The organism is Neorhizobium vignae (assembly GCF_000732195.1).
Taxonomy (GTDB): Bacteria; Pseudomonadota; Alphaproteobacteria; order Rhizobiales; family Rhizobiaceae; genus Neorhizobium; species Neorhizobium vignae.
On sequence record NZ_JNNU01000004.1, the window covers coordinates 188500 to 212930 of the forward strand.

At 62.0% G+C, this 24431-nt stretch carries 26 protein-coding genes; 15 read left to right on the forward strand and 11 right to left on the reverse strand.

The genetic code is table 11. The features are described from left to right. Positions 1–16: 16 nt before the first annotated feature. The gene (locus tag GQ59_RS07815) at positions 17–1270 is read left to right on the forward strand and encodes an aminopeptidase (protein WP_037079636.1); all 1254 of its coding nucleotides are present in this window, start codon (positions 17–19) and stop codon (positions 1268–1270) included. 3 nt (positions 1271–1273) lie between these two features. Here GQ59_RS07815 and GQ59_RS07820 read toward each other — a convergent pair whose 3' ends face one another. Both GQ59_RS07820 and xseA read right to left on the reverse strand, forming a co-directional pair. After that, positions 1274–1867: an NAD(P)H-dependent oxidoreductase gene (locus GQ59_RS07820; protein WP_037079638.1), complete on the reverse strand. Its 594-nt coding sequence runs from the start codon at positions 1865–1867 to the stop codon at positions 1274–1276. Continuing rightward, positions 1867–3474 (reverse strand): exodeoxyribonuclease VII large subunit, encoded by a 1608-nt coding sequence (xseA, locus tag GQ59_RS07825; RefSeq protein WP_037079641.1) that lies wholly within the window; start codon positions 3472–3474, stop codon positions 1867–1869. The genes GQ59_RS07820 and xseA overlap by 1 nt, the downstream gene beginning before the upstream one ends. Before the next feature lie 302 nt (positions 3475–3776). Here xseA and GQ59_RS07830 point away from each other — a divergent pair, with 302 nt between their 5' ends. From GQ59_RS07830 to GQ59_RS07840, 3 genes are all read left to right on the forward strand, one after another. Beyond that, the gene (locus tag GQ59_RS07830; RefSeq protein WP_037079644.1) at positions 3777–4040 is read left to right on the forward strand and encodes a spike base protein, RCAP_Rcc01079 family; all 264 of its coding nucleotides are present in this window, start codon (positions 3777–3779) and stop codon (positions 4038–4040) included. 18 nt (positions 4041–4058) lie between these two features. Continuing rightward, positions 4059–4334: a hypothetical protein gene (locus GQ59_RS07835; protein WP_037079646.1), complete on the forward strand. Its 276-nt coding sequence runs from the start codon at positions 4059–4061 to the stop codon at positions 4332–4334. Between the two features lie 140 nt (positions 4335–4474). Next, positions 4475–4705 (forward strand): hypothetical protein, encoded by a 231-nt coding sequence (locus tag GQ59_RS07840; RefSeq protein ID WP_037079649.1) that lies wholly within the window; start codon positions 4475–4477, stop codon positions 4703–4705. A gap of 15 nt (positions 4706–4720) precedes the next feature. On the opposite strand, the gene GQ59_RS07845 is transcribed toward GQ59_RS07840, so the two are convergent. Beyond that, entirely contained in the window at positions 4721–6562 is a 1842-nt protein-coding gene (locus tag GQ59_RS07845; RefSeq protein ID WP_152564269.1) for a hypothetical protein, read from the reverse strand. Between the two features lie 137 nt (positions 6563–6699). Here GQ59_RS07845 and GQ59_RS07850 point away from each other — a divergent pair, with 137 nt between their 5' ends. The 4 genes from GQ59_RS07850 to GQ59_RS07865 are packed head-to-tail and all read left to right on the forward strand — an operon-like array spanning position 6700 to position 9147. Further along, positions 6700–7707 carry a glycosyltransferase gene (locus GQ59_RS07850; protein WP_037080264.1) on the forward strand — a complete coding sequence of 336 codons (1008 nt, stop codon included), beginning with the start codon at positions 6700–6702 and terminating at the stop codon, positions 7705–7707. After that, the gene (locus GQ59_RS07855; protein ID WP_037079654.1) at positions 7704–8402 is read left to right on the forward strand and encodes a class I SAM-dependent methyltransferase; all 699 of its coding nucleotides are present in this window, start codon (positions 7704–7706) and stop codon (positions 8400–8402) included. Before GQ59_RS07850 ends, GQ59_RS07855 begins: the two co-directional genes overlap by 4 nt. Positions 8403–8411: 9 nt before the next feature. Beyond that, positions 8412–8774, forward strand: coding sequence for a DMT family transporter (locus GQ59_RS07860; protein ID WP_037079657.1), 363 nt, complete (start codon positions 8412–8414; stop codon positions 8772–8774). A gap of 7 nt (positions 8775–8781) precedes the next feature. Beyond that, positions 8782–9147 carry a hypothetical protein gene (locus GQ59_RS07865; RefSeq protein WP_037079659.1) on the forward strand — a complete coding sequence of 122 codons (366 nt, stop codon included), beginning with the start codon at positions 8782–8784 and terminating at the stop codon, positions 9145–9147. On the opposite strand, the gene GQ59_RS07870 is transcribed toward GQ59_RS07865, so the two are convergent. Next, on the reverse strand, positions 9144–10130 hold the full coding sequence (locus GQ59_RS07870; protein ID WP_037079661.1) for a Gfo/Idh/MocA family protein: 987 nt from the start codon (positions 10128–10130) through the stop codon (positions 9144–9146). The two genes, GQ59_RS07865 and GQ59_RS07870, sit on opposite strands and share 4 nt — an antisense overlap. A 191-nt stretch (positions 10131–10321) precedes the next feature. Between GQ59_RS07870 and GQ59_RS07875 the strand changes: the two genes are divergently transcribed. From GQ59_RS07875 to GQ59_RS07885, 3 genes are all read left to right on the forward strand, one after another. Continuing rightward, positions 10322–11272: an aldo/keto reductase gene (locus GQ59_RS07875; RefSeq protein WP_037079664.1), complete on the forward strand. Its 951-nt coding sequence runs from the start codon at positions 10322–10324 to the stop codon at positions 11270–11272. Between the two features lie 61 nt (positions 11273–11333). After that, positions 11334–12329 (forward strand): aldo/keto reductase, encoded by a 996-nt coding sequence (locus GQ59_RS07880; RefSeq protein ID WP_037079666.1) that lies wholly within the window; start codon positions 11334–11336, stop codon positions 12327–12329. Positions 12330–12405: 76 nt separating this feature from the next. Next, the gene (locus tag GQ59_RS07885; RefSeq protein WP_037079668.1) at positions 12406–12765 is read left to right on the forward strand and encodes a nuclear transport factor 2 family protein; all 360 of its coding nucleotides are present in this window, start codon (positions 12406–12408) and stop codon (positions 12763–12765) included. 15 nt (positions 12766–12780) lie between these two features. Here the strand turns inward: GQ59_RS07885 and GQ59_RS07890 are convergent, their stop codons facing one another. From GQ59_RS07890 to infC, 6 genes are all read right to left on the reverse strand, one after another. Continuing rightward, positions 12781–13398, reverse strand: a complete 618-nt coding sequence (locus tag GQ59_RS07890; RefSeq protein ID WP_037079670.1) for a hypothetical protein — start codon at positions 13396–13398, stop codon at positions 12781–12783. 77 nt (positions 13399–13475) lie between these two features. Further along, complete coding sequence (gene pheT, locus GQ59_RS07895; protein ID WP_037079673.1) at positions 13476–15899, reverse strand: phenylalanine--tRNA ligase subunit beta; 2424 nt, start codon at positions 15897–15899, stop codon at positions 13476–13478. 13 nt (positions 15900–15912) lie between these two features. After that, positions 15913–16995, reverse strand: coding sequence for a phenylalanine--tRNA ligase subunit alpha (pheS, locus tag GQ59_RS07900; protein WP_037079676.1), 1083 nt, complete (start codon positions 16993–16995; stop codon positions 15913–15915). A gap of 130 nt (positions 16996–17125) precedes the next feature. Further along, positions 17126–17530: a 50S ribosomal protein L20 gene (gene rplT / locus GQ59_RS07905; RefSeq protein ID WP_037079680.1), complete on the reverse strand. Its 405-nt coding sequence runs from the start codon at positions 17528–17530 to the stop codon at positions 17126–17128. A gap of 40 nt (positions 17531–17570) precedes the next feature. Continuing rightward, a complete protein-coding gene (gene rpmI, locus GQ59_RS07910) occupies positions 17571–17774 on the reverse strand; it encodes a 50S ribosomal protein L35 (RefSeq protein WP_037079683.1) in 204 nt (67 codons plus the stop codon). Positions 17775–17970: 196 nt separating this feature from the next. After that, positions 17971–18507 carry a translation initiation factor IF-3 gene (gene infC, locus GQ59_RS07915; protein WP_046603008.1) on the reverse strand — a complete coding sequence of 179 codons (537 nt, stop codon included), beginning with the start codon at positions 18505–18507 and terminating at the stop codon, positions 17971–17973. Between the two features lie 182 nt (positions 18508–18689). On the opposite strand from infC, the gene GQ59_RS07920 reads away from it, so the two are divergent. The 3 genes from GQ59_RS07920 (at position 18690) to GQ59_RS07930 (ending at position 21958) form a co-directional block, all read left to right on the forward strand. Beyond that, positions 18690–19493, forward strand: a complete 804-nt coding sequence (locus GQ59_RS07920; RefSeq protein WP_037079688.1) for an alpha/beta hydrolase — start codon at positions 18690–18692, stop codon at positions 19491–19493. Between the two features lie 130 nt (positions 19494–19623). Then, positions 19624–20238 carry a transglutaminase-like cysteine peptidase gene (locus GQ59_RS07925; protein WP_037079691.1) on the forward strand — a complete coding sequence of 205 codons (615 nt, stop codon included), beginning with the start codon at positions 19624–19626 and terminating at the stop codon, positions 20236–20238. Between the two features lie 139 nt (positions 20239–20377). After that, positions 20378–21958 (forward strand): sensor histidine kinase, encoded by a 1581-nt coding sequence (locus GQ59_RS07930; RefSeq protein WP_152564270.1) that lies wholly within the window; start codon positions 20378–20380, stop codon positions 21956–21958. A gap of 141 nt (positions 21959–22099) precedes the next feature. Here the strand turns inward: GQ59_RS07930 and mbfA are convergent, their stop codons facing one another. Next, the gene (gene mbfA / locus GQ59_RS07935) at positions 22100–23083 is read right to left on the reverse strand and encodes an iron exporter MbfA (protein ID WP_037079696.1); all 984 of its coding nucleotides are present in this window, start codon (positions 23081–23083) and stop codon (positions 22100–22102) included. Between the two features lie 240 nt (positions 23084–23323). Between mbfA and GQ59_RS07940 the strand changes: the two genes are divergently transcribed. After that, complete coding sequence (locus GQ59_RS07940) at positions 23324–24430, forward strand: TRAP transporter substrate-binding protein (RefSeq protein ID WP_037079698.1); 1107 nt, start codon at positions 23324–23326, stop codon at positions 24428–24430. Position 24431: the final 1 nt, after the last annotated feature.

A 24431-nucleotide genomic window follows, 5' to 3' on the forward strand; every position in this document is an offset into this window, starting at 1 on the left:
TCAGGTGAGGTCCAACATGACAATCGTGCCGAATTTTCAAACCGTCGTCGATCCTCAAAAACTCGAAAAGCTGGCGGAAGTCGCCATCAAGGTGGGCTTGCGCCTCGAGAAGGGACAGGATCTGGTGATCACGGCACCGCTCGCCGCCCTGCCGCTCGTGCGGCTCCTCACGAAATACGCGTATATCGCCGGCGCCGGCATCGTCTCGACCTTCTATTCCGACGAAGAGACGACGCTCGCGCGCTATGAATACGCGCCCGATGCAAGCTTCGACAAGGCGTCGGACTGGCTCTACGAGGGCATGGCCAAGGCCTATGCCAACGGCGCCGCGCGGCTTGCCATCTCCGGCGACAACCCGATGATGCTCTCCGGCCAGGACCCGTCCAAGGTGGCGCGCGCCAACAAGGCCAATTCCATGGCCTACAAGCCGGCGCTCGAAAAGATCGCCAATTTCGACATCAACTGGAACATCGTGTCCTATCCCAACCCCTCCTGGGCGCGGCAGGTCTTCCCGGATGTCCCGGAAGACGTCGCAGTCGGCAAGCTGGCGGACGCGATCTTCGCCGCCTCGCGCGTCGATCTCGCCGATCCGATCGCGGCCTGGGCCGAACATAACGGCAATCTCAAGAAGCGTTCGACATGGCTCAATGGCGAGCGCTTTTCCGCGCTCCACTTCACCGGCCCGGGCACCGATCTGACGGTCGGGCTCGCCGACGGCCACGAATGGCATGGCGGCGCCTCGACAGCCAAGAACGGCATTACCTGCAACCCGAACATCCCGACCGAAGAGGTCTTCACCACGCCGCATGCGCTGAAGGTGGAAGGCCATGTCTCCAGCACCAAGCCGCTGTCGCACCAGGGCACGCTGATCGACAATATCCAGGTGAAGTTCGAAGGCGGCCGGATCGTCGAGGCCAAGGCTTCGAAAGGCGAGGAAGTGCTGAACAAGGTTCTGGATACGGACGAAGGCGCCTGCCGGCTCGGCGAAGTGGCACTGGTGCCGCATTCCTCGCCGATCTCCAAAAGCGGCATCCTGTTCTACAACACCCTGTTCGACGAAAACGCCTCCTGCCACATCGCGCTTGGTCAGTGCTATTCGAAATGCTTCCTCGACGGTGCATCCTTGAGCCAGGAGCAGATCAAGGCCCAGGGCGGCAATTCGAGCCTGATCCACATCGACTGGATGATCGGTTCCGACAAGGTCGACATCGACGGCGTCCGCGCCGACGGCTCGAAGGTGCCGGTGATGCGCAAGGGTGAGTGGGCCTGATCCTCACCTTAACTTCTGGAGCGTGGCCTTCACACGCTCCAGATGCCGCCGGCGCTTGTCATCCGTGGCGCGGTCCATGTCGTGCAGCGCCAGCATGCGGAATTCGGCTTTTCTGTTGCAGAAGACAGCGATGCCGCGCTTGAGCTGTCGGCGCACGGGATCGCCCATGTAGAACTTCACCACCCACCAGGGCGAACCTGTGGTGGTGAAGACCCAGAAATGGCGAATGTTGGTGAGCAGCGGGACGATCCGTCCGCCCGCCTTGTCGTGGCGGAAGGCGACGCCTGGCGCGAACACCCGATCGAAGAAACCCTTCAGCACCGCCGGCAGATTGAACCACCATTGCGGGAAGACGAACACCAGCGCCTCGGCCTTCTGCAGCCGCATCACGAGATCCGCGACCCCCGACGTGTCATAGGGCACTTCGAAATAACCGCGCCGCTCCTTTTCCGTCAGCCGCGGATCAAAATTCTCGGCATGAAGATCGAGGAGGTCGACGCTGTGACCCTGCCCTTCCAGTGTCTCGCGAACGGTGCGAGCGACCGAATGCGCGAAACTCTCCGGCAGCGGATGGGCAAGCACCAGGAGCAAATGCATCAGAAGAGCGTGCCCTGTTTTGGCGCGCCTCCCGGCGGCTCCGGTTTCGCCGGTCGCTTCCTGGGCTGGGATGACACAGCGGACGGAACAGCAGGATCGCCACCCTCGCCCGTCATCGCCGCAATCCGGCCGTCGGCGAATTCCACGGAAATCGCCTGCCCTTCGCCAATGCCGGCGGCGCGCGTCAGCGGCCGGTCGTCCTCGCCGCGTACCACGGCAAAGCCGCGCTTCAGCACGTTCTTGTAGGAGAGCGATTGCAGAACGCGATCCTGCGCGGTGATTGCCGCGCGGCTGCGGATAAGCGTGTGCGAGATCGCCGTATCCGCATGGCGGGCCATCGACGCGAGATGCTGGCGCTCGCGCTGCAACTGGCCGAGCAATCTTGCGGGCAGCGCCGAAAGCGAGACGCCGGCCCTGGCGACACGATTGTTCTCCTTCAGCAATTGCCGCTCCAGGCAACGGTCGCTGCGCGTCAGACGGTCGGCCAGCAATTGCCGCTGCTGGACAAGGCGGTTGGTCAGCAGTTCAAGACGCAGTCCCGACGATGCCCGCTCGAAACTGCGGCGCTTGACCACCGTCGTGCGCTCCAGCCCGCGGCCGAGACCAGCCGCCGCCTCGTCGAAACGACGGCGCGGCAAAGCCAGCAACTGGTCGATGGAGGGCAGCGCGCGGACCAGCGCCCGCACCGACTGGCGGCGCAGGTCCATCTGCCGACTGGCGGCACCCCGCAGGCGGGCCGTCAGATTGGCGACCTGCGCTTCCATGTCCGCCTTGACCGGCACCGCCATTTCGGCGGCACCCGTCGGGGTTGGCGCGCGGACATCGGCGGCGTGGTCGATCAGCGTCCAGTCGGTCTCGTGGCCGACAGCCGAGATCAGCGGGATTTGGCTGTCCGCCGCGGCGCGCACTACCGCCTCGTCGTTGAAGCTCCAGAGGTCTTCAAGACTGCCGCCACCACGCGCGACGATCAGGACGTCCGGCCGCTTGATCGGGCCGCCCGGCGCCATCGCGTTGAAGCCACGGATCGCATTGGCGACCTCATCGCCCGATCCTTCACCCTGCACCTTGACCGGCCAGACGATGACATGCACCGGAAAACGGTCGGCGATACGATGCAGGATATCCCTGATGACGGCGCCGGTCGGCGAGGTCACGACGCCTATCACTTGCGGCAGGAAGGGAAGAGGTCGCTTGCGGCTCTGGTCGAACAGGCCCTCGCCGCCTAGCCGCCTCCGACGTTCTTCGAGCAGCGCCATCAGCGCGCCCGCACCTGCCGGTTCCAGGTTCTCGATGACGATCTGATATTTCGAGGAGCCCGGGAAGGTGGTGATCTTGCCCGTCGCTATCACTTCCATGCCCTCTTCCGGGCGGAATTTGATGCGCGGGAAGGTGCCCTTCCAGATCACGGCGTCGATCCGGGCGCGATCGTCCTTCAGCGAGAAATAGGCGTGGCCTGAGGAATGCTGGCCGCGATAACCGGAGATTTCGCCACGTACGCGCACATGGTCGAACGCGTTCTCTACCGTGCGCTTGATCGAGCCGGACAGTTCCGACACCGAAAACTCGGTGAGGTTCGTGGGCGAATCGTTGTCGAGCAAACTGGTCATCCTTCTCTTCTAAAGGAAGAGCGCGGCGATTTCACCAGTACCAGACAGCGGAAACGGGGATGACGTCGCCTGCAAACCTGCCGTTTTGCCGGGCTTTTCCAGCGATGCGTGAGCGCCTGTCCGCTCGCTCCTGCGCGCCCAAGTATTTGACGCTGCATCTTTTCTTTTGCCGGACACGCCACATTTCCTTCTCTGGAGAGGCAGGAAACTTCCGGCACGCGCCTTTTTAAGGCCTCGTATTTTCCCCGCCGGAGAGAGGAGGGCGACAATGAAGGGCAGCGATATTCAAGGAGATCTCGCCCATGCCAGACCGTTTCGCCAATACTCAAGCCTCGCTCTCCGGCCCCGCCGCCTCCGGATTTGCGATCACGCCCGGCGACAGCGCCGACCTGCCGGAGACGACGCGCGCGCTCTATGTGGGCACCGGGGGCCATCTGTCCGTCCGCATGCTGTCCGGAGAAACACTGACGCTTTCGAACGTACCTGCCGGCGGCGTGCTTCCGTTGCGGGTGACCCGCGTATTTGCGACCGGCACGACGGCGGTGGCGATCACCGGGCTCGTCTAAGGGGAACGGTGGTCAGCAATGCGGCGTGAACCCTTGCTGCTGCGCTTCGAGGACAGGCAGCAAGCGATGTCCGTGCTCGGCGAGATCGGCATTAAGTTCGATGCCGTCTCCGGTGACGGCATCATCCGCAAGCCGACGGGCGAAACGGCCGAATTCGAAGGCGAGGTCGTCGCCTTCACCTGCCCGGTTTCGGGCTACCATGTCCGGCTGGTCTGGCGAGGCGAAGAACTGCCTTGTTCATTGACGCCATATCTTGTGAATGCCGGCGCTTCAGGCAAGGACCAGAGCCATTGAACATGGCCAAGCCGCACCGAATCAGGTCGTATCACAGCCATCGCGTGGCGCATTAGTGCCTGCCACGCTGGAACGAAAGCATTTATTAGCAAGTCGCTAATAGGCTCAGTTTCACTGAAGGCCGATAAGGAGATATCCGCGTGCTTTTCCTGACCGCTGTATCGATAGGCGTTTGCGTCGGCATGATGCGGTCGGTGTTCTCGACCGCTTTCATCGCTGTCGTGATCACTGCGACATTCGCGCTTGCGACCGCCGTATCGCCTGGGCCTGCGTCCTATTTCAATCTTCTGATCGCCGTTCTCGGTTATAATGCCGGCTTGATTGCGTTCCTTGCAGGTCTTTTCGCCCTGCAGAGCCGCCAGGTGGCCTAAGGGCACTTCCCGCCATCAATTCCTGTCCGGCAGTACCTTGTAAAGGCGGAAGCCGCTCTTGCTCGGTTGTCCGAACGGCTGGAGATAATCCGGCACCTGACCGCGAGCGAGGTTGGCATAGAGCCCGTCCGGCTTGCGCCGGATCAGGGCATCGGTCTGCGGATCCGTCTTGCAAAAGGCGAGCGCAGTCACGTCGGCCCCCCTCAGGAAGGCTTTTGCCTCGCTCGGCTGGGCCATCCCGATATAAAGTTCGGTCAGCATGCCCTTCTGGTTGCGATGATAGGGCGCCGACAGCACCCGATGAGGGGTGAAGCGCAAGATGTCGGCGCCGCTGTTGGAGGGTGCGACTATGACACCGGTAGGCAATGCGTTCAACGCCGTCATATCCGCCGGATCGCCGCACTCCCCGACTTCGCCGTTGGAAATGCCCGCCCTCGAAAGCGTCCGCATGTCGGCCGCCTGTTTCCAGCCATGTACCGCAAGGACGCCGCCCAAAGCCCAGACGACGGGAACGGACATTAGCACCGCGCTGACATAGGCAAAGGCGGCACTGGGATTTCCGGGGTCGGCCGCGGAGGCGCGTCGCAGGTCGCTGATCAGCAGTGACAACGGCAGGATGGCCAGCATGTTGGAAAAGAAGGCGCCGCGCACCTGCAGCAGCGCGATCCCCCATGACGCCCCGATCAGCGCGAGAAGCACGAGATGCAGTTCGGTCTCTTCGCGCCTCAGGCTGCGGACAAGGCAGACGACGATCGCAAAAAGCCCGACGGCGTAGAACCCGCCCACCATTTCCGGTTCGGTCTGGGCCTCGGCCAGAAACGAGCGCGCCTCCGTCACGCCGTTCAACCAAAGCTCGACCAGCAGCGGGTCGAGCGTGCTCAACGGATCGGCAAGGCATTGCGGCGCGATGATGCGGGCCGTCAAAAGGATGAGCCCGCCGGTAATGCCGGCCAGGCCGATACGGACGAGGCGGGAGGGCTGTTTCGGCAGGCTTGCGAGGAGGAAGAGTGCCGCTCCTCCCAGCGCGGAAAGGGCATAGAAACCGAGCGAAAAGTTGTCGCAGGTGACGACCGCATAGGCGCGCGGCGGTATCGTCAGGAAAAAGACCGCCGAGACGGAGAGGGCCAGCGACAGGCCGAAAGCGCGGGCCGGCCGGGAGAACGGTTGGCCATGCCAGACCCACTGAAGCGCGACGCAGACGCAGACGACGGCAACAAAAGGCGTCGTTTCGACACCGATCGCCAGTGCCAGCGCGCAGGCGATGGCAGCGACGACGTAGCTCGATGCCCGCCGTTGCGGATCGACCAGCATGGCAGCGATCCACATCACAAGCATGAGCTGGACGTTGTGATGGTCGATGGACCCGGGCTTGAAGCGGACGCAGCCGAGGACGAAGAGCGCTCCAAGGCCGAGCGCGATATGCATGGCCGCGACACCGGCCAAGCGGCGGACAGCCAGGCCAAGCGGCAGGAGCAGAAGCGGCACCAGAAGGAGAGGCCAGATCGTGACGACGACGGCCTCGGCCTTGTCCGGGGTGAGGAAGAGCGAAAACAGCCGGATCAGCAGCGCGATCGGCAGATCGATCAACCGAGACCAATGCATCAAGGTGCCGCCCTCGAGGCCGAGCCGGTACTGGGTGAGATCGAACCAGTTCTGGCCGCCGAGAAAATCCCTAACCTCGACGAGCCGCATGACGTCGTCGTTGTCGGCCCCGACGTAATCGGTCGCACCGGGAAGAAAAAACGAGAGAGCCGCGATGGCGACGATGACCGTGTAAAGGGCAACCGCCGGCAGAAGCTGCGACAAGAGCGGCACGGCAGCCTGGTCTGTCGCCCTCGATAAGGATCTGTCTGCCATGTTTTCCGTCATCTTGGTGCGGACTTTTCGCCTGTTTCGAGGGTCGAGGAAACCTAGCCTTAACCTTCCCAAGAAATAGTAAAGCCTGCGGCACGGGAGACTCCCGCGTTCGGTTTTCAGTGTATCGAGTGAACAACATGACCGACGCCCTGACCGGCCATTTCGACATCGCCATCCTGCTGCCCTGTTACAACGAAGCGATGACCATCGCCGGCGTGGTGCGCGGCTTCCGGGAGGCGCTGCCGGGTGCCCGGATCTTTGTCTACGACAACAATTCCACGGATGGCACAGCCCTCCAGGCCATGCTGGCGGGTGCCCTGGTGATGCGCGAGCGCCGGCAGGGCAAGGGCCATGTGGTGCGCCGCATGTTCGCCGACATCGAGGCGGACGTCTACATCATGGCCGACGGCGACGGCACCTATGCTCCCCACGATGCGGAAGAACTGGTCCGCACCCTGCTCACCGAGCGCGCCGACATGGTGGTCGGCACCCGCCGCGGGGTGCATGCGGATGCGGGGCGGCAAGGTCATGCGGCCGGCAACCGGCTGTTCAACTTCCTCTACCGGACGATGTTCGCTTCCGACTTCACCGACATCTTCTCCGGTTACCGCGCCTTCTCGCGCCGTTTCGTCAAGAGCTTTCCGGCCGTCTCCGGCGGCTTCGAGATCGAGACCGAGATGTCGGTGCATGCCTCGCTGCTGAAGCTGCCGGTCTGCGAGATCGAACTCGACTACGGAAGGCGCCCCGAAGGCTCGCATTCCAAGCTCTCGACCTTCAAGGACGGCGCCAGGATCCTTTGGATGTTCGCCATGCTGATGAAGGAGACGCGGCCGTTCGCCTTTTTCGGGCTGATCAGCGGCGCCTTCATGGCGGCAAGCCTGGTCTTCATGGCCCCCGTCCTCGTCGCCTATTTCCAGACCGGCCTCGTGGAGCGTATGCCCACCTGGGTCTTCTCGCTGGTGCTGATGCTGGTGTCGCTCTTAATCTTCACCGCCGGGCTGATCCTCGATTCCGTGTCCCGCGCCCGCGCCGAACAGCTCCGCATCCACTATATGAGCCTGCCGGCCAGCGCCCATGTGGCCGGTCCCGCGCAGGCGCCCGCCAAGCCCGCCAAGCCCGAACGGCGCAGGACCAAAGCGGCATGAACCGGGAAACCACCAATCGCATCCGCTTTGTCATCGAGGACCTGCTGCCGCCGATCCTGCGGGATTCGCCGCTTTTCCTCTGGCTCGCCAAGCGCGTCTGGGGCGACCATATCAGCCACCTCGCCCGCTTTCGCGAGCGGGCGCCTTTCCTGACCGCGGAGGAATATGCGGACCTCTACCGCAACCATCCGCGCGTCCATGAAGGCACGGATAATTCGGCGGCCTGCATCCGGCGCATCAATTCCATGATCACCGGGACAAGCGTCTGCGACGTCGGTTGCGGCACGGGCGCGCTGCTCACCCATATCCGCGCCGCCCATCCCGAACTCAAGCGTCTCGTCGGCGTCGATTTCGTCGTCGAAGATGCGGCCGCCATCGAAGGCGTCGAATACGTGGCGGCCAAGATCGAAGACCTGCCGTTTGCCGACGGCGAATTCGACACGGTGGTCTGCACCCATGTGATCGAGCATGTGCTGGAATATCAGAAGGCGATTGCGGAACTGCGGAGGATCGCGAAAAGACGGCTGATCATCGTCGTGCCGCGCGAACGGGAATCCCGCTACACGTTCAACCCGCATTTCAACTTCTTCGCCTACCCGCATTCCTTCCTGCGCGCCGCGCATCCGGTGCCGGACGTCTATGTCTGCGAGGATATCGGCCGCGACATCTTCTACAGCGAAGACCGGCCGGGCTGAGGATATCGCATGTTCGCCTCGCTTTCCCCCATCACCTGGCTCGGGCTTCTCGGAACGCCCCTGCTGATCGCCATGGGGCAGGTTCTGTTCAAGATGACCAGCTCCACCGCCGGAGACTTCTCGCTGCGCGGGCTCGCGGCGCTCGCCGCCAATCCGGTGCTGATCGCGGCGCTGGCGCTTTACGGATTCGGCACGATCGTCTGGATCTATGTGCTGAAATCCGTGCCGCTGACGCTCGCCTATTCCTTCATGGGGCTGACGTTCTGCTTCGTGCCGCTGCTGGCGCAACTGTTCTTCGGCGAGCCGCTGACGTTTCGATATGCGCTCGGGACCGCGCTGATCTTTGCCGGTCTGCTGGCGATCAACGGCTGACGGCGCGATGACCAGCCGCGCCCGGTTTGCCATTCTCCTCGCGCTGCTGGTCTTCATCGATGCGCTGTTGCTGCAGCTGCTGACCACGGCGACCGAGGCCGGCACGCTGATAGACCGGCTGATATCGCTCGGCGCGGGCCTCGTTGCCGCGCCGATCCTGCACAGGATCGTTCCCGCGGCCCGGGGCCAAGTACGCCAGCCGGGTTTCTGGCCGCTCGTTGCAGTCGGCCTTGCCCTCAATTACGGGATTTTTGCAGTATTGGCTTCGCGCGCGCCGCACGTGCAGCCGCTCGTGCATCTCGGCTTTTCCTGGGCCTGCACACTCATCTTCGGTGGCTACGGCCTATATCGCATCCGCCGCTGGCAGAACTAGACCTTTTCCCAGCCGTCGTGGCCGCCGGCGCGATAGATCGCGTCGATGAACTTCTGGTTGGCCAGCGAATTCTCCAGCGTCACGACTTCGACCGGTTCGCCCTTGGCAGCCTTTGCAAAGGCCTCCGCCTGGCGCTTGTATTGCCGGCTGTCCGGGAAGCGGAAGATCTGCGACACCGCGTGGTTCTGGTTGGTGAGCTCGATTTCCTCGGCGCCCCAGCGGCCGGCATTGAAGGGCGACTTGACCTCGATATAGCCCTCGGTGCCGTGGAAGACCATCAGCTGGCGGGCGGCCATCTGGGTCGCGATATAGAAGGTCATCTCGAACGAACCGAAATCCGCCTTGACGCTGGAATAGATATCCGTGCCGAAACCGGGATCGCGCTCTACGCGCGCCTGCACCCGCTGCGGCTCCTGGCCGGTCACGAAACGTGTGGTGATCGTCGGATAGACGCCGATATCCGGCAGGGCGCCGCCGCCGAGTTCCGGGATGTTGCGCATGTTGGACGGATCGCGGTTGAAATAGCTGAACGAGCCTTGCACGTGCTTCAGCTCGCCGATCGCCTTTTGGCTCAGGAGTTCGCGCACCTTCAGCCACACTGGTGCGTAAGTGACCATGAACGCTTCGCAGATCAGCTTGCCGGTGCGGTCGCGCACCTTGATCAGCTCTTCGATCTCGCTCGCCTTGATCGCTATCGGCTTTTCGGACAGCACGTGCTTGCCGGCTTCGGCAGCCTTGATCGACCATTCGACATGCTGGCTGGACGGCAGGGGAATGTAGACGGCGTCGATGACGTCGGAGGCCAGCATCTCGTCGTAGGAACCGAAGGCATGCGGGGCGCCGAAACGGTCGGCGAGCGCCCGCGCCTTGGCGAGATCGCGGCTGGCAAAGGCGGTAACGACGCAGTTTTCCGCGTCCTGGATCGCCGGCACCACCTGTTCATGACCGATTCTGGCAGTCGACAGGATTCCGAAACGCAGCATGTGAGCCTCCCTATGGCATTGTTGCCGCACCTTATTGGCCTACCACGGACCGCGCAACGGCCCGCCGGATGCAGCGCTTGAAAAAGTGATCGTCCGCCCAAAATAGGGACTGGTCGGCGGCGGAACATCGGCTAATCTCGGGCTCCTTTCCCAGGCTCAGCCACTCACTTAAAAAATTTTGGAGGAATATCATGGAGCTGCGCGCACTCGGCCGAACCGGCCTTTCCATTACGCCCGTCGTTCTCGGCTGCAACGTGTTCGGCTGGACCGCCGACGAGAGGACGTCCTTCGACATCCTCGACCGGTTCTTCGATGCCGGCTTCAACACGGTCGATACGGCCGATTCCTACAATCGCTGGGTACCCGGCCATGTGGGCGGCGAGTCCGAGACGATCATCGGCAGATGGCTGAAGAGCGGCGGCATCTCGCGCGACAAGGCGGTCATCGTCACCAAGGTCGGGTCCGACATGGGCCAGGGCAAGAAGGACCTGTCGGCCAAGTGGATCCTCGAAGAGGTCGAAAATTCCCTGCGTCGCCTGCAGACCGACTATATCGACCTCTACCTCGCCCACTGGCCGGACGACACGGTCAGCCACGAGGAAACGCTCGGCGCCTTCGCCAAGCTGAAGGAACAGGGCAAGATCCGCGCGATCGGCTGCTCCAATTACGACGCCAGACTGCTGCAGGAGAGCTTCGACGCCGCCAAAAAAGCCGGACTGCCCCGCTACGACGTGCTGCAGCCGCAATACAATCTCTATGACCGCGATACGTTCGAAGGCCCGCTTGCGGATCTCTGCGTCAAGGAAGAGATCGGCGTCATCAACTATTACGGCCTCGCCTCCGGTTTCCTCACCGGCAAGTATCGCGACAAGGCCGATACCGAAGGCAAGGCACGCGGCGGACGCGCGCTCGGTTATCTCAATGACAAGGGCCTGCGCATCCTGGCAGCCCTCGACGAGATCTCGGTCGAGACCAATGCCGAGCCCGCCTCGATCGCTCTCGCCTGGCTGATCCAGACCCGCGGCGTCACCGCGCCGATCGCCAGCGCCACCAGCGTCGGCCAGCTCGACGCGATCATCGGGGCCGGCAACCTGACGCTTTCAGCTGACCAAATGAAACTGCTCAACGAAGCCGGCGCCTGATCCATTCGGCGGGCGCTGCAGGGCGCCCGCCAGTTATTCTGCGATCACAAAGGAGGCTCTCATGAAAATGAGGAAGCTCGGAAAAGAACTGACCGTCTCTGCCGTCGGTCTCGGCTGCATGGGCATGAGCCACGGCTACGGCGGCCAGGACGAACAGGAAGCGATCAGGACGCTGCACCGCGCCGTGGATCTTGGCGTCAATTTCTTCGACACGGCCGAAGTCTACGGTCCTTTCAAGAACGAGGAACTGCTCGGCAAGGGCCTCAAACCCTTCCGTGACAAGGTTGTCATCGCCACCAAGTTCGGCTTCAGGATCGATCCGAATGCATCCGATGCCCGGGCCATGTCCGGTCTCGACAGCCGGCCGGAACATGTGCGCGAAGTAGCCGAGGCCTCGCTGAAACGCCTCGGCGTCGAGGTGATCGATCTGTTCTACCAGCACCGTGTCGATCCGAACGTGCCGATCGAAGATACGGTGGGCGCGATGGCCGAACTGGTGAAGGAAGGCAAGGTGCGTGCGCTCGGGCTTTCCGAAGCGGGTGCGGCCGTCATTCGCCGTGCCCATGCGGTTCATCCGATCACCGCCCTGCAGAGCGAATATTCGCTCTGGACCCGCGAGCCGGAAGGCGAGATCCTCGATACCTGCCGCGAACTCGATATCGGTTTCGTGCCGTTCAGCCCGCTCGGCCGCGGTTTCCTCACCGGCAAGATCCAGAAGCCGGAGGATTTTGGTCCGGACGATTTCCGCAACACGCTGCCGCGCTTCAGCGCCGAGAACATGGCCGCCAATGCTGCCCTGGTGAAGATGCTGGAGGATATGGCAGCCCAGAAGGGTGTGACAGCCGCGCAGCTGGCGCTGGCCTGGGTTCTCGCCCAGGGCGATTTCATCGTCCCCATCCCCGGTGCCCGAAAAATCCCGCATCTGGAACAGAACGTCGCCGCCACCGAGATTTCGCTGTCGGCGGATGAGCTGAAGACGCTCGGCGACCTGCTGGCCCCGGAGAAATTCTCCGGCACCCGCTATGCGGCACAGGCCATGGCCTGGACCAATCGTTAAGTTTGCCCTTGCTAACGCAACCTTGGATTTCCATCTTCCCGTGTTAGCATGATGAAGCTAACACGGGAGGAGATCGATGTCCGAGGAACGGGCCGTTCAGGCCGTGATCCATCTCTATGTGGACGGAATGACATTTGCGCATGAGGCTGCGCTTCGGAAGGCGTTTCATCCGAAGGCGTGCATCATCGGCAATTACGATGGGGCGGTCGAGTGGCTGTCGCTTGACGATTTCATCGGGGCGGTCACCTCTGAAGGTGCAGCCCCCGCCGGCACGCAGCCGCTGATCCAGATCGAAACGCTCGACGTGACCGGCGATGCCGCGACCGTCAAGGTCGTCGACCAGTTCGCCGGCATGCGGTTTTCGGATTACCTCTCGCTGCTGAAGATCGACGGCCGCTGGGTGATCGTCAACAAGCTCTATTACCTGCATTCCTGAACCGTTAGCCATTGCTTACCGTTCAAGCGCTGGAAACCCGATGTAGTGCTCGGAATGATCGCCTTCGTTGTTGGGCATGCCGATCTTGGTGAGCACGCCGCGCGGCTCGGCGAAACTGCGGATTCGGCGGGCGGGCTTCTCATGCCACTGGATGTTCATGGCCCAGAGTTTCGGGAAAACCATGATGGAGCTGTAGGGCAGATGATCGTGGATCCACCAGGCCATTTTCTGCCAATCGCCCTCGTCCTGATAGTTGTCGATCAGCCACGGGAAGACGACGCAAGCGGTGGCGCCCATGAAACCCTTGGCATCGCGCCGATCCCAGATATGGTCTGCCGCCGTGTTGGCATTGGAGGAGCAGTTGAGGTTGTTGCGGTTGCCGAATTCGTTGACCTTGGCGCAACGATAACCGGAGCGCAGGTGCAGCCGCCCGAAGGTCGCCTGCAGCGGCTCCAGCAGCTCTTCGCAGAGGTGCCGACCAGCTTCGATTGCCAGGTCCGGGTCTTCCGGCATGTTCGGGATGGCGTAGAAATTGGCGATCTCCGAAAACAGGAAATCGCGGAAGAAGAAATTCTTCGACAGCCGCACCCGGCCGAGTTCCTCGAGCCCCTTCATCGATCCCGGTGTGCGCATCGTTCCTCCAACAAAAAGCCCGCCCCACATCATCCGTGAGGCAGGCTATCTTTCGGAGGTGATTCCGGCCACCCGTTTCAGGCGCGCAAAGTGCCGCCAGTGGTCTTCTCGACATTGGCGACGATCTTGCCGGTCAGAGTGTCGAAATCCTCGTCGGTCAGCGTGCGCTCGACCGGCTGGATCAGCACTTCGATCGCCACCGACTTCCTGCCTTCGCCGAGCGACGCGCCCTCGAACACGTCGAAGACGTTGACGCCGGTGATCAGCTTGCGGTCGGCGGTCACCGCCGCCTTGACGATCGCGCCGGCTTCCACATCGCTCGAAACCACGAAAGCGAAGTCGCGCTTGACCACCTGGAAGGGTGAAAGCTCCAGCGGCGGCTTGGTGCGCGTCGCCTTCTTCTTCGGCTCGGGCATGGCATCGAGGAAGACCTCGAAACCGCAGAGCGCGCCGGAAACGTCCAGGGCGCCCAGCGTCTTCGGGTGGAACTCGCCGAAATAACCGAGGACGACTTTCGGACCCATCTTGATCGTGCCGGAGCGGCCCGGATGATACCATTCCGGGGCGCCCTTCTCGATCTGCACATTGCCCATCGGCAGGCCGCAGGCTTCGAGCACCGCCAGCGCATCGGCCTTGGCGTCGAAGACATCGACCGGCTTGCCGCCGCCCTTGGCGTTGTTCGACCAGAGACGGCCGGTGCCGTTGATGGAAGCCGTGCCACGGCGGATGCCGCCGGCGACGCGGCGCTGGCCTTCCGGCCTGTCGTTTTCGTAGGTGCCGGAGACTTCGAAGATCGCCACGTCACCATAGCCCTTGTCGGCATTGCGCTGCGCTGCCGAAAGCAGGCCCGGCAGCAGCGACGGCCGCATGTCGGACATGTCTGATGCAATCGGGTTGGCGAGCTTCAGTGCCCGGGCGCCGCCGCCGAAGAGCTTTGCCTGGTCTTCCGGAATGAACGACCAGGTGACCGCTTCCAGCATGCCGCGCGAGGCAAGCGCCCGCTTGGCGGTGCGGGTGCGGATCTGCAGGGTCGTCAGGATCTTGCCATTGACGCTCGACAGTTTCTCGATCGGCTCCGGCTTGATCTGGTCGACGCCATGGATGCGCATGACCTCTTCGACGAGATCGGCCTTGCCGTCGACATCCGGCCGCCAGGACGGAACGGTCACAGAGACGCGGTCGCCGGAACCCTCAACGACGAAGCCGAGGCGCGTCAGGATATGGCGGCTTTCCTCGGTCGAGACTTCGAGGCCGGTGAGACGCTTCACTTCCGAATAGGGGAAATCGACGACCTTCGGCTGATAACCTTTGTAACCGACGACTTTCGCTTGCGCGGCCACGCCGCCGCAGAGTTCCAGCACCAGCTGGGTGGTGCGATCGAGGCCGGGAACCATGTATTCCGGATCGACGCCGCGCTCGAACCGATAGCGAGCATCGGTGATGATGCCGAGCGAACGGCCGGACTTGGCGATGTTGATCGGATCCCACAGAGCCGATTCGATCAGCACGTCGACGGTATTTTCGTCGCAGCCTGAATGTTCGCCACCCATGATGCCGCCGATCGACTCGACGCCATTGTCGTCTGATATGACGACGTTATTGGGGTTCAGCTTGTATTCGCGGGTATCGAGCGCCAGCACCGTCTCGCCGTCCAATGCGCGCCGCACCGTCAGGTCGCCCTTCACCTTCGCGGCGTCGAAGACGTGCATCGGCCGGCCGTGGTCGAAGGTCATGAAATTGGTGATGTCGACCAGCGCGTTGATCGGGCGAAGACCGATCGCTTTCAGCCGCTGCTGCATCCAGAGCGGGCTCGGCCCGTTCCTGACGCCGCGCACGAGGCGCAGACCGAAACCGGGGCAGAGCCGCTCGTCGTCGAGCACGATCTTGAGGCCGACCGAGGTCTCGCCTTCGGTCCTGAAGTCCGGCTTTGCCTGCGGCTTCAGCGAGCCGAGGCCCGACGCCGCCAGATCGCGGGCGATGCCGTGGATCGAGGTGCAGTCCGGACGGTTCGGCGTCAGGTTGATCTCGATGACCGGATCGTCGAGGCCGGCATAGGAAGCGAACGGGCTGCCGACCGGCGCATCCTCGGGCAGATCGATGATGCCGTCGTGATTGTCCGACATGTCGAGCTCTTTTTCCGAGCACATCATGCCATGGCTTTCGACGCCGCGGATATTGCCGACGGCCAACGTCACGTCGATCCCCGGAACGTAAGTACCGGGTTTCGCAAACGCGCCGACCAGGCCGGCGCGCGCGTTCGGCGCACCGCAGACGACCTGCACCGGCTTGCCGTCGCCGGCATCGACCATCAGCACCTTGAGGCGGTCCGCAGACGGGTGCTTTTCGGCAGAGAGGACCCTGGCGATGACGAACGGCTTGTAGGCCGCCTTGTCATCGACATCCTCGACCTCAAGCCCGATCGCCGTCAGGCGCTCGCAGATCTCATTGAGGGTCGCATCCGTTTCCAGATGATCCTTCAGCCAGGAGAGTGTGAATTTCATTGTCGTTTCTCCCTTACGCGCTCAACCCGCCGAACAGCGTCGGCATGTCGAGCGGGCGGAAACCGTAGTGGTTCATCCAGCGGACGTCGGCGTTGAAGAAGTCGCGCAGGTCCGGCATGCCGTATTTCAGCATGGCGATGCGGTCCAGCCCCATGCCCCAGGCAAAACCCTGGAACTCGTCCGGGTCGAGCCCGCCGGCGCGCAGCACGTTCGGGTGCACCATGCCGCAGCCCAAAATTTCCATCCAGTCGGTGCCCTCGCCGAACTTGACGATCGGGCCGGAACGGTCGCACTGGATGTCCACTTCGAAGCTCGGTTCGGTGAACGGGAAGAAGGACGGGCGGAAGCGCATGGTGACGCTGTCGACCTCGAAGAAGGCCTTGCAGAACTCCTCGAGGATCCAGCGCATGTTGCCGACATGCGACTTGCGGTCGACGACCAGGCCTTCGACCTGGTGGAACATCGGCGAATGGGTCGCGTCGCTGTCCTGGCGATAGGTCTTGCCCGGAATGATGATGCGGATCGGCGGCTTCTGCGATTCCATGGTGCGGACCTGCACCGGCGAGGTGTGGGTGCGCAGGACCTTGCGCTCGCCATTCTCGTCCGGCTGGAAGAAGAAGGTGTCGTGCATCTCGCGGGCCGGGTGGCCTTCGGGGAAGTTGAGCGCCGTGAAATTGTAGTAGTCGGTCTCGACGTCCGGACCTTCGGCGATCGAGAAGCCCATGTCGCCGAAGATGGCGGTGATCTCGTCGACGATCTGGCTGATCGGATGGATGCGGCCGCGCTCGGCGGGCGAGGAGCGCACCGGCAGCGAGACGTCGACTGTCTCGGCCTTGAGGCGCGCCTCGATCGCCGCGTCCTTCAGCACTGTCTTGCGCTCGGTGATCGCGTCGGTGATCTCGTTCTTCAGCGCGTTGATCGCCGCGCCACGGGTCTGGCGCTCTTCCGCCGACATCGAGCCCAGCGTCTTCAAGAGCTCGGAGACGGAGCCCTTCTTGCCAAGCGCGCCGACGCGCACGGCCTCGATCGCCGCCTCGTCACCGGCGGCGGCGATTTCCGCTAGAAGCGAAGTTTTCAGGTTTTCCAGATCGGACATGATTTCTTCCGTTTGATGCTCGGCGAGGTGGATTGCGAGGACGTGACGGGCAAAAGAAAAACCCGCGCCAGCCGTAACCAGCGCGGGTTTCCCAAAATCAGTAGAGCTAATTAAGCTTGGGAAGCGCTGGTTAACGAACCGCGCTTTCAAACTCGTTGGTGGTGCCGGCTTCCTTGAGGTAATCAAGAGCCTTCTTGGCAGCAGCAACCAGAGCACCGAATGCTTCCGGCTCATGGATTGCCATGTCGGAGAGAACCTTGCGGTCGACTTCGATGCCGGCCTTGTTGAGGCCGTCGATGAAGCGGCCGTAGGTCAGGCCGGATTCGCGGACGGCAGCGTTGATACGCTGGATCCACAGGGCGCGGAAATTGCGCTTCTTGACGCGACGGTCGCGCGTGGCGAACTGACGCGAACGATCGACGGCAGCCTTGGCGGCCCGGATCGTATTCTTGCGGCGGCCGTAGAAGCCCTTGGCTGCCTTCAAAGTCTTGGTGTGCTTGGCGCGGGAAGTGACGCCCCGTTTTACGCGTGCCATGTCATGATCTCCTTAACTGATCCAAAAGTGACGAGGGGTCTCAGAGACCATTCGGCAGGTAGTTCTTGATAACCTTCTTGCCATCGGGTTCGGCAAGGACCATCGTTCCGCGTGCATCGCGGATGAACTTGTTGGACCGCTTGATCATGCCGTGGCGCTTGCCAGCGGCGGCTGCAACGACTTTGCCGGTCGCGGTGATCTTGAACCGCTTCTTGGCAGCCGATTTCGTCTTCATCTTGGGCATTTTGCTACTCCAGTTTTGTATCGAAACCACAGACGATGCTGGTTTCAAGCATTTAGAACAGCCACGGCATGCCCTGCCGGACCGTTCGGAACGCGCGCTTATAACCGCAGTCGGTCGAAAGCGCAATGGGAAAGAAAAACGCGGTAAAAGCCCGGCCGAAATGCCGGCTGATCCGCTAAAAGCAGATGGTGGGCGCTTATTTCGGCGCCAGCACCATCATCATCTGGCGGCCTTCAAGCTTCGGCTCGGCTTCCACCTTGGCTATTTCCGTGGTGTCGTCCTTCACCTGAAGCAGGAGCTTCATGCCAAGTTCCTGGTGGGCCATTTCGCGGCCGCGGAACTTCAGCGTCACCTTGACCTTGTCGCCCTCTTCAAAGAAGCGGTTCATCGCCTTCATCTTCACGTCATAGTCATGCGTGTCGATGTTGGGGCGCATCTTGATTTCTTTGATTTCGACGATCTTCTGCTTCTTGCGGGCTTCTGCCGCTTTCTTCTGGTTCGCATATTTCAGCTTGCCCAGGTCGAGGATCTTGCACACTGGCGGCTCGGTGTTCGGCGAGATCTCGACGAGATCGAGGCCGGCGTCCTCAGCCATCTTGAGAGCCTGCTCGGTCGGAACGATACCAAGGTTCAGGCCTTCGGCATCGATAAGCTGGACCTTGGGAATGCGAATTTCCCGGTTGGAGCGCGGCCCGTCCTTAACAGGGGCATCGGTTTTGAATGGTCTGCGGATGGTCGTATTCTCCTAGATTGTTTCGGCACCGCAGCGACACATCGAGAGCGTCCGGCTTGCGGCCGACGGCAATGTCGTGATCGCTACGGCGAAGTCAATAGCATAGCCGCGCGAAAAAATCACCTGCTGTCCTACGCCTAAGAATCTGTTTTATAGGCGCGGCAAAACCTCAGGATTCCAACATGACCGACGCTGCCAGCCTCACCCGCAAAACGATCACCGTCGGCTCCGGAACGCTTGCGCGGGATATCGCGATCATCCACCGGGCCGCGCGCAGGAAAAAGGCGGGTCCCGCCTTCGTCTGGCTCGGCGGCTACCGGTCGGACATGACGGGCACCAAAGCCGCCGAACTCGACGCGCTTGCCGGCGAACTCGGGCTTGCGGCGATCCGGTTCGACTACTCGGGCCACGGCACTTCCGGCGGCGCCTTCCGTGACGGAACGATTTCGCGCTGGCTGGAAGAGGCAATCGCCGTCCTTGACGACATCAAGCCGAAACGCGTCATCCTGGTCGGCTCGTCGATGGGCGGGTGGATCGCGCTGCGCCTCGTGCAAGAATTGAAGAAGCGCAAGAAGGCCGCGAAGGTCGACGGCATCGTGCTGATCGCGCCGGCTCCGGATTTCACGGCGGAACTGATCGAGCCCAATCTCACCGAAGCCGAACGGCAGTCGCTTGCCGAGCGCGGCTATCTCGAGGAGCGGTCCGAATACAGCCCGGAACCCAACATCTACACGCGCGCCCTCATAGAGGACGGCCGCAGCAATCTGGTCATGACAGGGATTATAGAGACCGGCTGCCCGGTCCATATCCTGCAGGGCATGAAGGATCCGGACGTGCCTTACGCCCACGCATTGAAGCTTGTTGAATTCCTGCCGGCCGACGATGTCGTCCTGACGCTGATCCGCGACGGAGATCACCGGCTTTCCAGGCCCCAGGACATCGAAAAATTGCGGGCTGCAGTCTCGGCCCTAATATTTAATGATTAAATTTTGGGCTGAGACAAAAATGTTGCAGCCTTAACCATAATACGAGCGATGACCCGTTAACAAAACTCGCTGATTGACTCTTTCGCCCCTCCGCCCTTAACGTTTCATTAGGATTTGAAGGGACGGGTCCATGATGATAGCCTTGCAGGCGCGGCGCATAGCCGTGATCCTAGTTAGCGTACTTGTACCAGTGAGTGCTGCAGTTCCGGCTCCAAGGCCAATGGCCGCAATGGTCACCGGCGCCGTCACTTCCCAGCCGATCGGCCATTACGAATTCTGTCACAAATATGCGGCGGAATGTTCGATCAAGAGCCGCTCCGCTCCTTCCCCCAAAGTCAGCGCCAAGGGCTGGGCCACGGTTCGTCAGATCAACCGGGCTGTCAACGCTCGTTACATCGCCAAGACGGACAAGGAAGTCTACGGCCGCGAAGAGGTCTGGAGCTATCCGAGCAATTTCGCCGATTGCGAGGACTTTGCGCTCGAGAAGCGCAAGGAACTCGCGGCGCAGGGCTTCGCCCTATCCGATCTCCTGATGACCGTCGTCCGCAAGCCGGACGGCGAAGGCCATGCGGTCCTGACATTGCGCACGTCCGACGGGGATTTCATCCTCGACAACCTCGATAACGAGGTGAAGCCCTGGTTCTCGACGCCCTACACCTTCCTGAAGCGTCAGGCCTCGTTCAACACGGGGCGCTGGGTCACCATCGAAAACGGCCGCGACCTGCTGGTCGGCGCATTGAAATAACATGCAGCCCTGAATACGAATTGACAGTCGCCCGCATCATCCAAGTTGCGGGCGAAGGTTTTTGGTATCGCCTTATCGGAAGACATTTCCCCGGTGCACCCAACCTGCTAGGAGGGAACCTCTGAAACCGGAGCGGGTTGTGCGTGACGATGTGAAACCAGTCTTGCCGCACGCGGCCCGTGCAACGAGGCCCATCCTCCCGATCCTGCTGACCGGTTTGTTCGCCGTTGCCCTGCTGGCGGTCGCCGGCCTTATCATCCTCGAAAACTACCGAACTGCCCTGAAGGAAGGCGAAGCTCGCGCGCTCTCGTCTGCGCATGTGGTCGCGGCCCATCTGGAGTGGATGATCGAGGCAAGCGATCAGGCACTGCGACGCATCGGAACCGAGGTGGAAGACAGGCCGATCGATGGTTCGCCCGGCCTTGCGGCCGACCTGTCGCGGGCTGTCGGGCAACTGCCGGCGGGTTTTCAATATTCGCTTCTGGATGACACCGGCCTGGTCCGCTTTTCCAGTGCCGGCGGCAATGCCCCTGGAAATGTATCCGACAATCACAGTGAGCGCGCATATTTCAGCAGGTTGAGGGATGGCCAGGAGCTGGCCTTCACCCGGCTGCTCGACAACGAACGTGCCGGCAAGCCATCCTTCACCGTTGCACGACGGATCGAACGAGACGGGATTTTCCGGGGCGTCGCCAGCATTACCATCCCGAACGAGAGCCTGGACGGTTTCTGGGCCTCCTTGGGGCTCGGGCCGAACTCTACGATTCTGATCATCAGGGATGACGGGTGGCTGATCGCCCGACGGCCGGCGACTACGCGCCCGATCGATCTCAGTACCACCGCGTGGTACCCGATGACGCGCCAAATGCCCTCCGGCTTCTACCACAGTCCGGCCTCGCCGATCGACGGCCATGCCCGTATCGTCGCCTTCTGGAAGGTCTCCGGCTGGCCGCTCATCGCCCTTGCGGCCATCGCGCGGCAGGAAGTTCTAGACCAGTTCTGGCGCAATCTCTTTTCGGACACGCTGGTCATGCTGCCGTTGATGGCGCTGCTGGTCCTCGGCGCCTTCTGGATCAACCGCCTTCTCTATCGCACTGCCGTCCGCAACGAAGAACTGGAGCAGGCGGTGGAGCGCAACCGCTTCCTGCTGCGGGAAATTCATCACCGGGTGAAGAACAATCTCCAGGCGGTGTTGGCGCTCGTGCGGCTTCAGGCCTTGCCGGTCGATGCTCGCGACGACATGACGAGGCGGATTGCCGCGATGATCGCCGTGCACGAACAGATCTACCAGAACGATCAGTTCGAACACGTCGAGGTGGCGCCCTATGCCACCAAACTGATCACCGACATCGCCTCGGGCTATGAGACGCCCGTCGTGCTCGACCTCAAGCTGCAGCCGCTCAGCGTGGATCGCGAGCAGGCTTTGCCGCTTGGAATGATCATCAACGAGGTCGTTTCCAACTCGTTCAAATATGCCTTTGCCGGTCGTCAAGGCGGCAGGCTTTCGGTCGAACTCCGCGAAGAGGGCGACAATCTGAGCCTCGTCATCCGCGACGACGGGCCGGGCATCGAGGCCTTCAGCCGGGCCGGCGGCATGGGCAGCAAACTGATCGCCAATTTCGTCAAGCAGCTCGGCGGGAATTTCACCACTCGCAACGACGGCGGCGCAGTGTTTACGCTCGAGGTACCCCGGACGCGGTCACCACAGGCGGCTGCGTGAGGATGGTTCACAGACCCCTGCCCACGCGTTTGGGCTCAGGGAGTATGACGCGCCGTATCCCGGCCCCTCGCTTTCGCTCAGGGCGTTCGAAACTGCAATCGATTCACTGGATCGATTGCTCGGGCTCCGCCTGACCGCTTCTCACCCATTCCCGATCAAGATACCTGCGGCCAGCACCAGCGATCCGCCGAACACCACCTGGACGACTGCCCTCAGGAACGGCGTTTCCATGTAGCGGTTCTGGATAAAGGCGATCGCCCAGAGTTCGAAGAAGACGATGATCGCGGCAACGATGGTCGCGGTCCAGAAATGCGGGATGAGGTAAGGCAGCGTGTGGCCGAGGCCGCCGAGCGCCGTCATGATGCCGGAGGCAAACCCACGCTTGATCGGCGAACCGCGGCCGGAAATCTTGCCGTCGTCGTGGGCGGCTTCGGTAAAGCCCATGGAAATGCCGGCACCGACGGAGGCCGAGAGGCCGATCAGGAACGTCGACCAGGTGTCGCCGGTCGCAAAGGCCGCCGCAAAGATCGGCGCCAATGTCGAAACCGACCCATCCATCAGACCTGCTAGTCCCGGCTGCACGTAGGTGAGGATGAACTGGCGGCGGGCGGTCTCGTCTTCCTCGGTCTTCACGTCGTCGGTCACATGCTTGTCGCCGAGCATGCGGGCGATATCCTCATGCCCCTGTTCGGCAATCGCCAGATCGCCGAGCAGCTGCCGCGTCGAGGCGTCGGAGACCTGCTTTACCGCTTCGGTATAAAACCGGAAAGCCTGTTGCTCCATGGCTTCCGCCTGTTCCCGGATGGTGTCGAGCGGCAGGTTGCGCGTCAGCCAATCCGGCTTGCGTTCGTAGAAACCGCGCACATGTTCGCGGCGGATCAGCGGGATGCGCTCGCCGAAGCGTGAGCGGAACATTTCGATCAGCATGTTCTTGTGGGTCTGCTCGACCTCCGCCATGTCCTCGAACACCTTCGCGGAGGCCGGAAACTGGTCTTTGAGATTGTCCGCGTAGGCGAGATAGATCCGCGCATCCTCTTCTTCCGAAGCGATGGCGAGCGCCAGGATCTCCTTCTCGTCGAGGGAGGCGAATGGACGCTTGGAGCTGGAAAGAAGGCGGGCGAGCATGGAAAACCTCTTATTAGAATAATTCTAAACTAAAGCCTCACCTGAAAACTTCAAGGGATTTCTGCCTTCCCGCGATTCGAAAGGCGGCGGGAGGGCGTGGCGCAATATCCGGAAAGATTTGCTGCACCGCAGCGTAATCTTCTGGATTTTTTTCTTGCTGTTCCCGAAACGAAAGGACTATGAGCGGCCCCGCGCGGGCAAAAATCCGGGCACTCCCAAAGTTTAGAAGGCATAGAACCCATGAACCGCAGAAACTTCTTCCGGCAGGCCGCGACCGCCGGCGTGGGCGCCGCTGCAGCGACCGCGCTCGCAGCGCCTGCCATTGCCCAGGAATCTCCGAAGATCACCTGGCGGATGACCTCGTCGTTCACCAAGAACACCGACATCCTCTGGTCCGCCGCCACCGACATCGCCGAAAGCGTCAAGGAAGCCTCGGACGGCAACTTTACGATCCACACCTTCTCCGCCGGCGAAATCGTGCCGGCTCTCCAGGCGGCGGATGCCGTTTCCAACGGCACGGTCGAAATGGCGCATACCTGCGCCTATTACTACATCGGCAAGGACCCGACGTTTGCGCTCGGCACCGCCGTTCCGTTCGGTCTCAACGCCCGCCAGACCAATGCATGGTTCTCGGTCGGCGGGGGTAACGAGCTGCTCAACGACTTCCTCGGCGGCTACAATCTGTTCGCGCTGCCGGCCGGCAATACCGGTGCCCAGATGGGTGGTTGGTACCGCAAGGAAATCAACACGATCGAAGACCTGAAGGGCCTGAAGATGCGCATTGCCGGCCTCGCAGGCCAGGTGATGCAGAAACTCGGCGTCACGCCGCAGCAGATCGCCGGCGGCGACGTCTACGCAGCGCTTGAAAAGGGCACGATCGACGCCACCGAATTCGTCGGCCCCTATGACGACCAGAAACTCGGCTTCGTGAAGGTCGCGAAATACTATTATTATCCGGCATGGTGGGAAGGCGGCCCGGCCGTCCACGCCTTCATGAACAAGGACAAGTTCAACGCCCTGCCGAAGAGCTACCAGCGCATGATCAAGGATGCATGCGCCAATGCCAACCAGAACATGCTCTCCCGCTACGACACCAGCAACGCCAAGGCGCTGCGTCAGCTCGTTTCGGAAGGCGCGGTCCTGAAGCCGTTCAGCCCGGAAATCCTCGAAGCCAGCTACAAGGCTGCGCTCGAAGTCTATGCCGAACTCAACGCCAAGAACGCCGCCTTCAAGAAGATCTACGACAGCCAGCAGGCCTTCAAGAAGGAAGGCTATCTCTGGAACCAGATCGCCGAATACAGCTACGACACCTTCATGATGGTGCAGCAGCGCAAGGGCACACTGTAAA

Bases quoted from the DNA above. Each gene is read 5' to 3' on its own strand.
- GQ59_RS07815 (WP_037079636.1), top strand. From the start codon at position 17: ATGACAATCGTGCCGAATTTTCAAACCGTCGTCGATCCTCAAAAACTC.
- GQ59_RS07820 (WP_037079638.1), bottom strand. From the start codon at position 1,867: ATGCATTTGCTCCTGGTGCTTGCCCATCCGCTGCCGGAGAGTTTCGCG.
- xseA (WP_037079641.1), bottom strand. From the start codon at position 3,474: ATGACCAGTTTGCTCGACAACGATTCGCCCACGAACCTCACCGAGTTT.
- GQ59_RS07830 (WP_037079644.1), top strand. From the start codon at position 3,777: ATGCCAGACCGTTTCGCCAATACTCAAGCCTCGCTCTCCGGCCCCGCC.
- GQ59_RS07835 (WP_037079646.1), top strand. From the start codon at position 4,059: ATGCGGCGTGAACCCTTGCTGCTGCGCTTCGAGGACAGGCAGCAAGCG.
- GQ59_RS07845 (WP_152564269.1), bottom strand. From the start codon at position 6,562: ATGGCAGACAGATCCTTATCGAGGGCGACAGACCAGGCTGCCGTGCCG.
- GQ59_RS07850 (WP_037080264.1), top strand. From the start codon at position 6,700: ATGACCGACGCCCTGACCGGCCATTTCGACATCGCCATCCTGCTGCCC.
- GQ59_RS07855 (WP_037079654.1), top strand. From the start codon at position 7,704: ATGAACCGGGAAACCACCAATCGCATCCGCTTTGTCATCGAGGACCTG.
- GQ59_RS07860 (WP_037079657.1), top strand. From the start codon at position 8,412: ATGTTCGCCTCGCTTTCCCCCATCACCTGGCTCGGGCTTCTCGGAACG.
- GQ59_RS07865 (WP_037079659.1), top strand. From the start codon at position 8,782: ATGACCAGCCGCGCCCGGTTTGCCATTCTCCTCGCGCTGCTGGTCTTC.
- GQ59_RS07870 (WP_037079661.1), bottom strand. From the start codon at position 10,130: ATGCTGCGTTTCGGAATCCTGTCGACTGCCAGAATCGGTCATGAACAG.
- GQ59_RS07875 (WP_037079664.1), top strand. From the start codon at position 10,322: ATGGAGCTGCGCGCACTCGGCCGAACCGGCCTTTCCATTACGCCCGTC.
- GQ59_RS07880 (WP_037079666.1), top strand. From the start codon at position 11,334: ATGAAAATGAGGAAGCTCGGAAAAGAACTGACCGTCTCTGCCGTCGGT.
- GQ59_RS07885 (WP_037079668.1), top strand. From the start codon at position 12,406: ATGTCCGAGGAACGGGCCGTTCAGGCCGTGATCCATCTCTATGTGGAC.
- GQ59_RS07890 (WP_037079670.1), bottom strand. From the start codon at position 13,398: ATGCGCACACCGGGATCGATGAAGGGGCTCGAGGAACTCGGCCGGGTG.
- pheT (WP_037079673.1), bottom strand. From the start codon at position 15,899: ATGAAATTCACACTCTCCTGGCTGAAGGATCATCTGGAAACGGATGCG.
- pheS (WP_037079676.1), bottom strand. From the start codon at position 16,995: ATGTCCGATCTGGAAAACCTGAAAACTTCGCTTCTAGCGGAAATCGCC.
- rplT (WP_037079680.1), bottom strand. From the start codon at position 17,530: ATGGCACGCGTAAAACGGGGCGTCACTTCCCGCGCCAAGCACACCAAG.
- rpmI (WP_037079683.1), bottom strand. From the start codon at position 17,774: ATGCCCAAGATGAAGACGAAATCGGCTGCCAAGAAGCGGTTCAAGATC.
- GQ59_RS07920 (WP_037079688.1), top strand. From the start codon at position 18,690: ATGACCGACGCTGCCAGCCTCACCCGCAAAACGATCACCGTCGGCTCC.
- GQ59_RS07925 (WP_037079691.1), top strand. From the start codon at position 19,624: ATGATGATAGCCTTGCAGGCGCGGCGCATAGCCGTGATCCTAGTTAGC.
- mbfA (WP_037079696.1), bottom strand. From the start codon at position 23,083: ATGCTCGCCCGCCTTCTTTCCAGCTCCAAGCGTCCATTCGCCTCCCTC.
- GQ59_RS07940 (WP_037079698.1), top strand. From the start codon at position 23,324: ATGAACCGCAGAAACTTCTTCCGGCAGGCCGCGACCGCCGGCGTGGGC.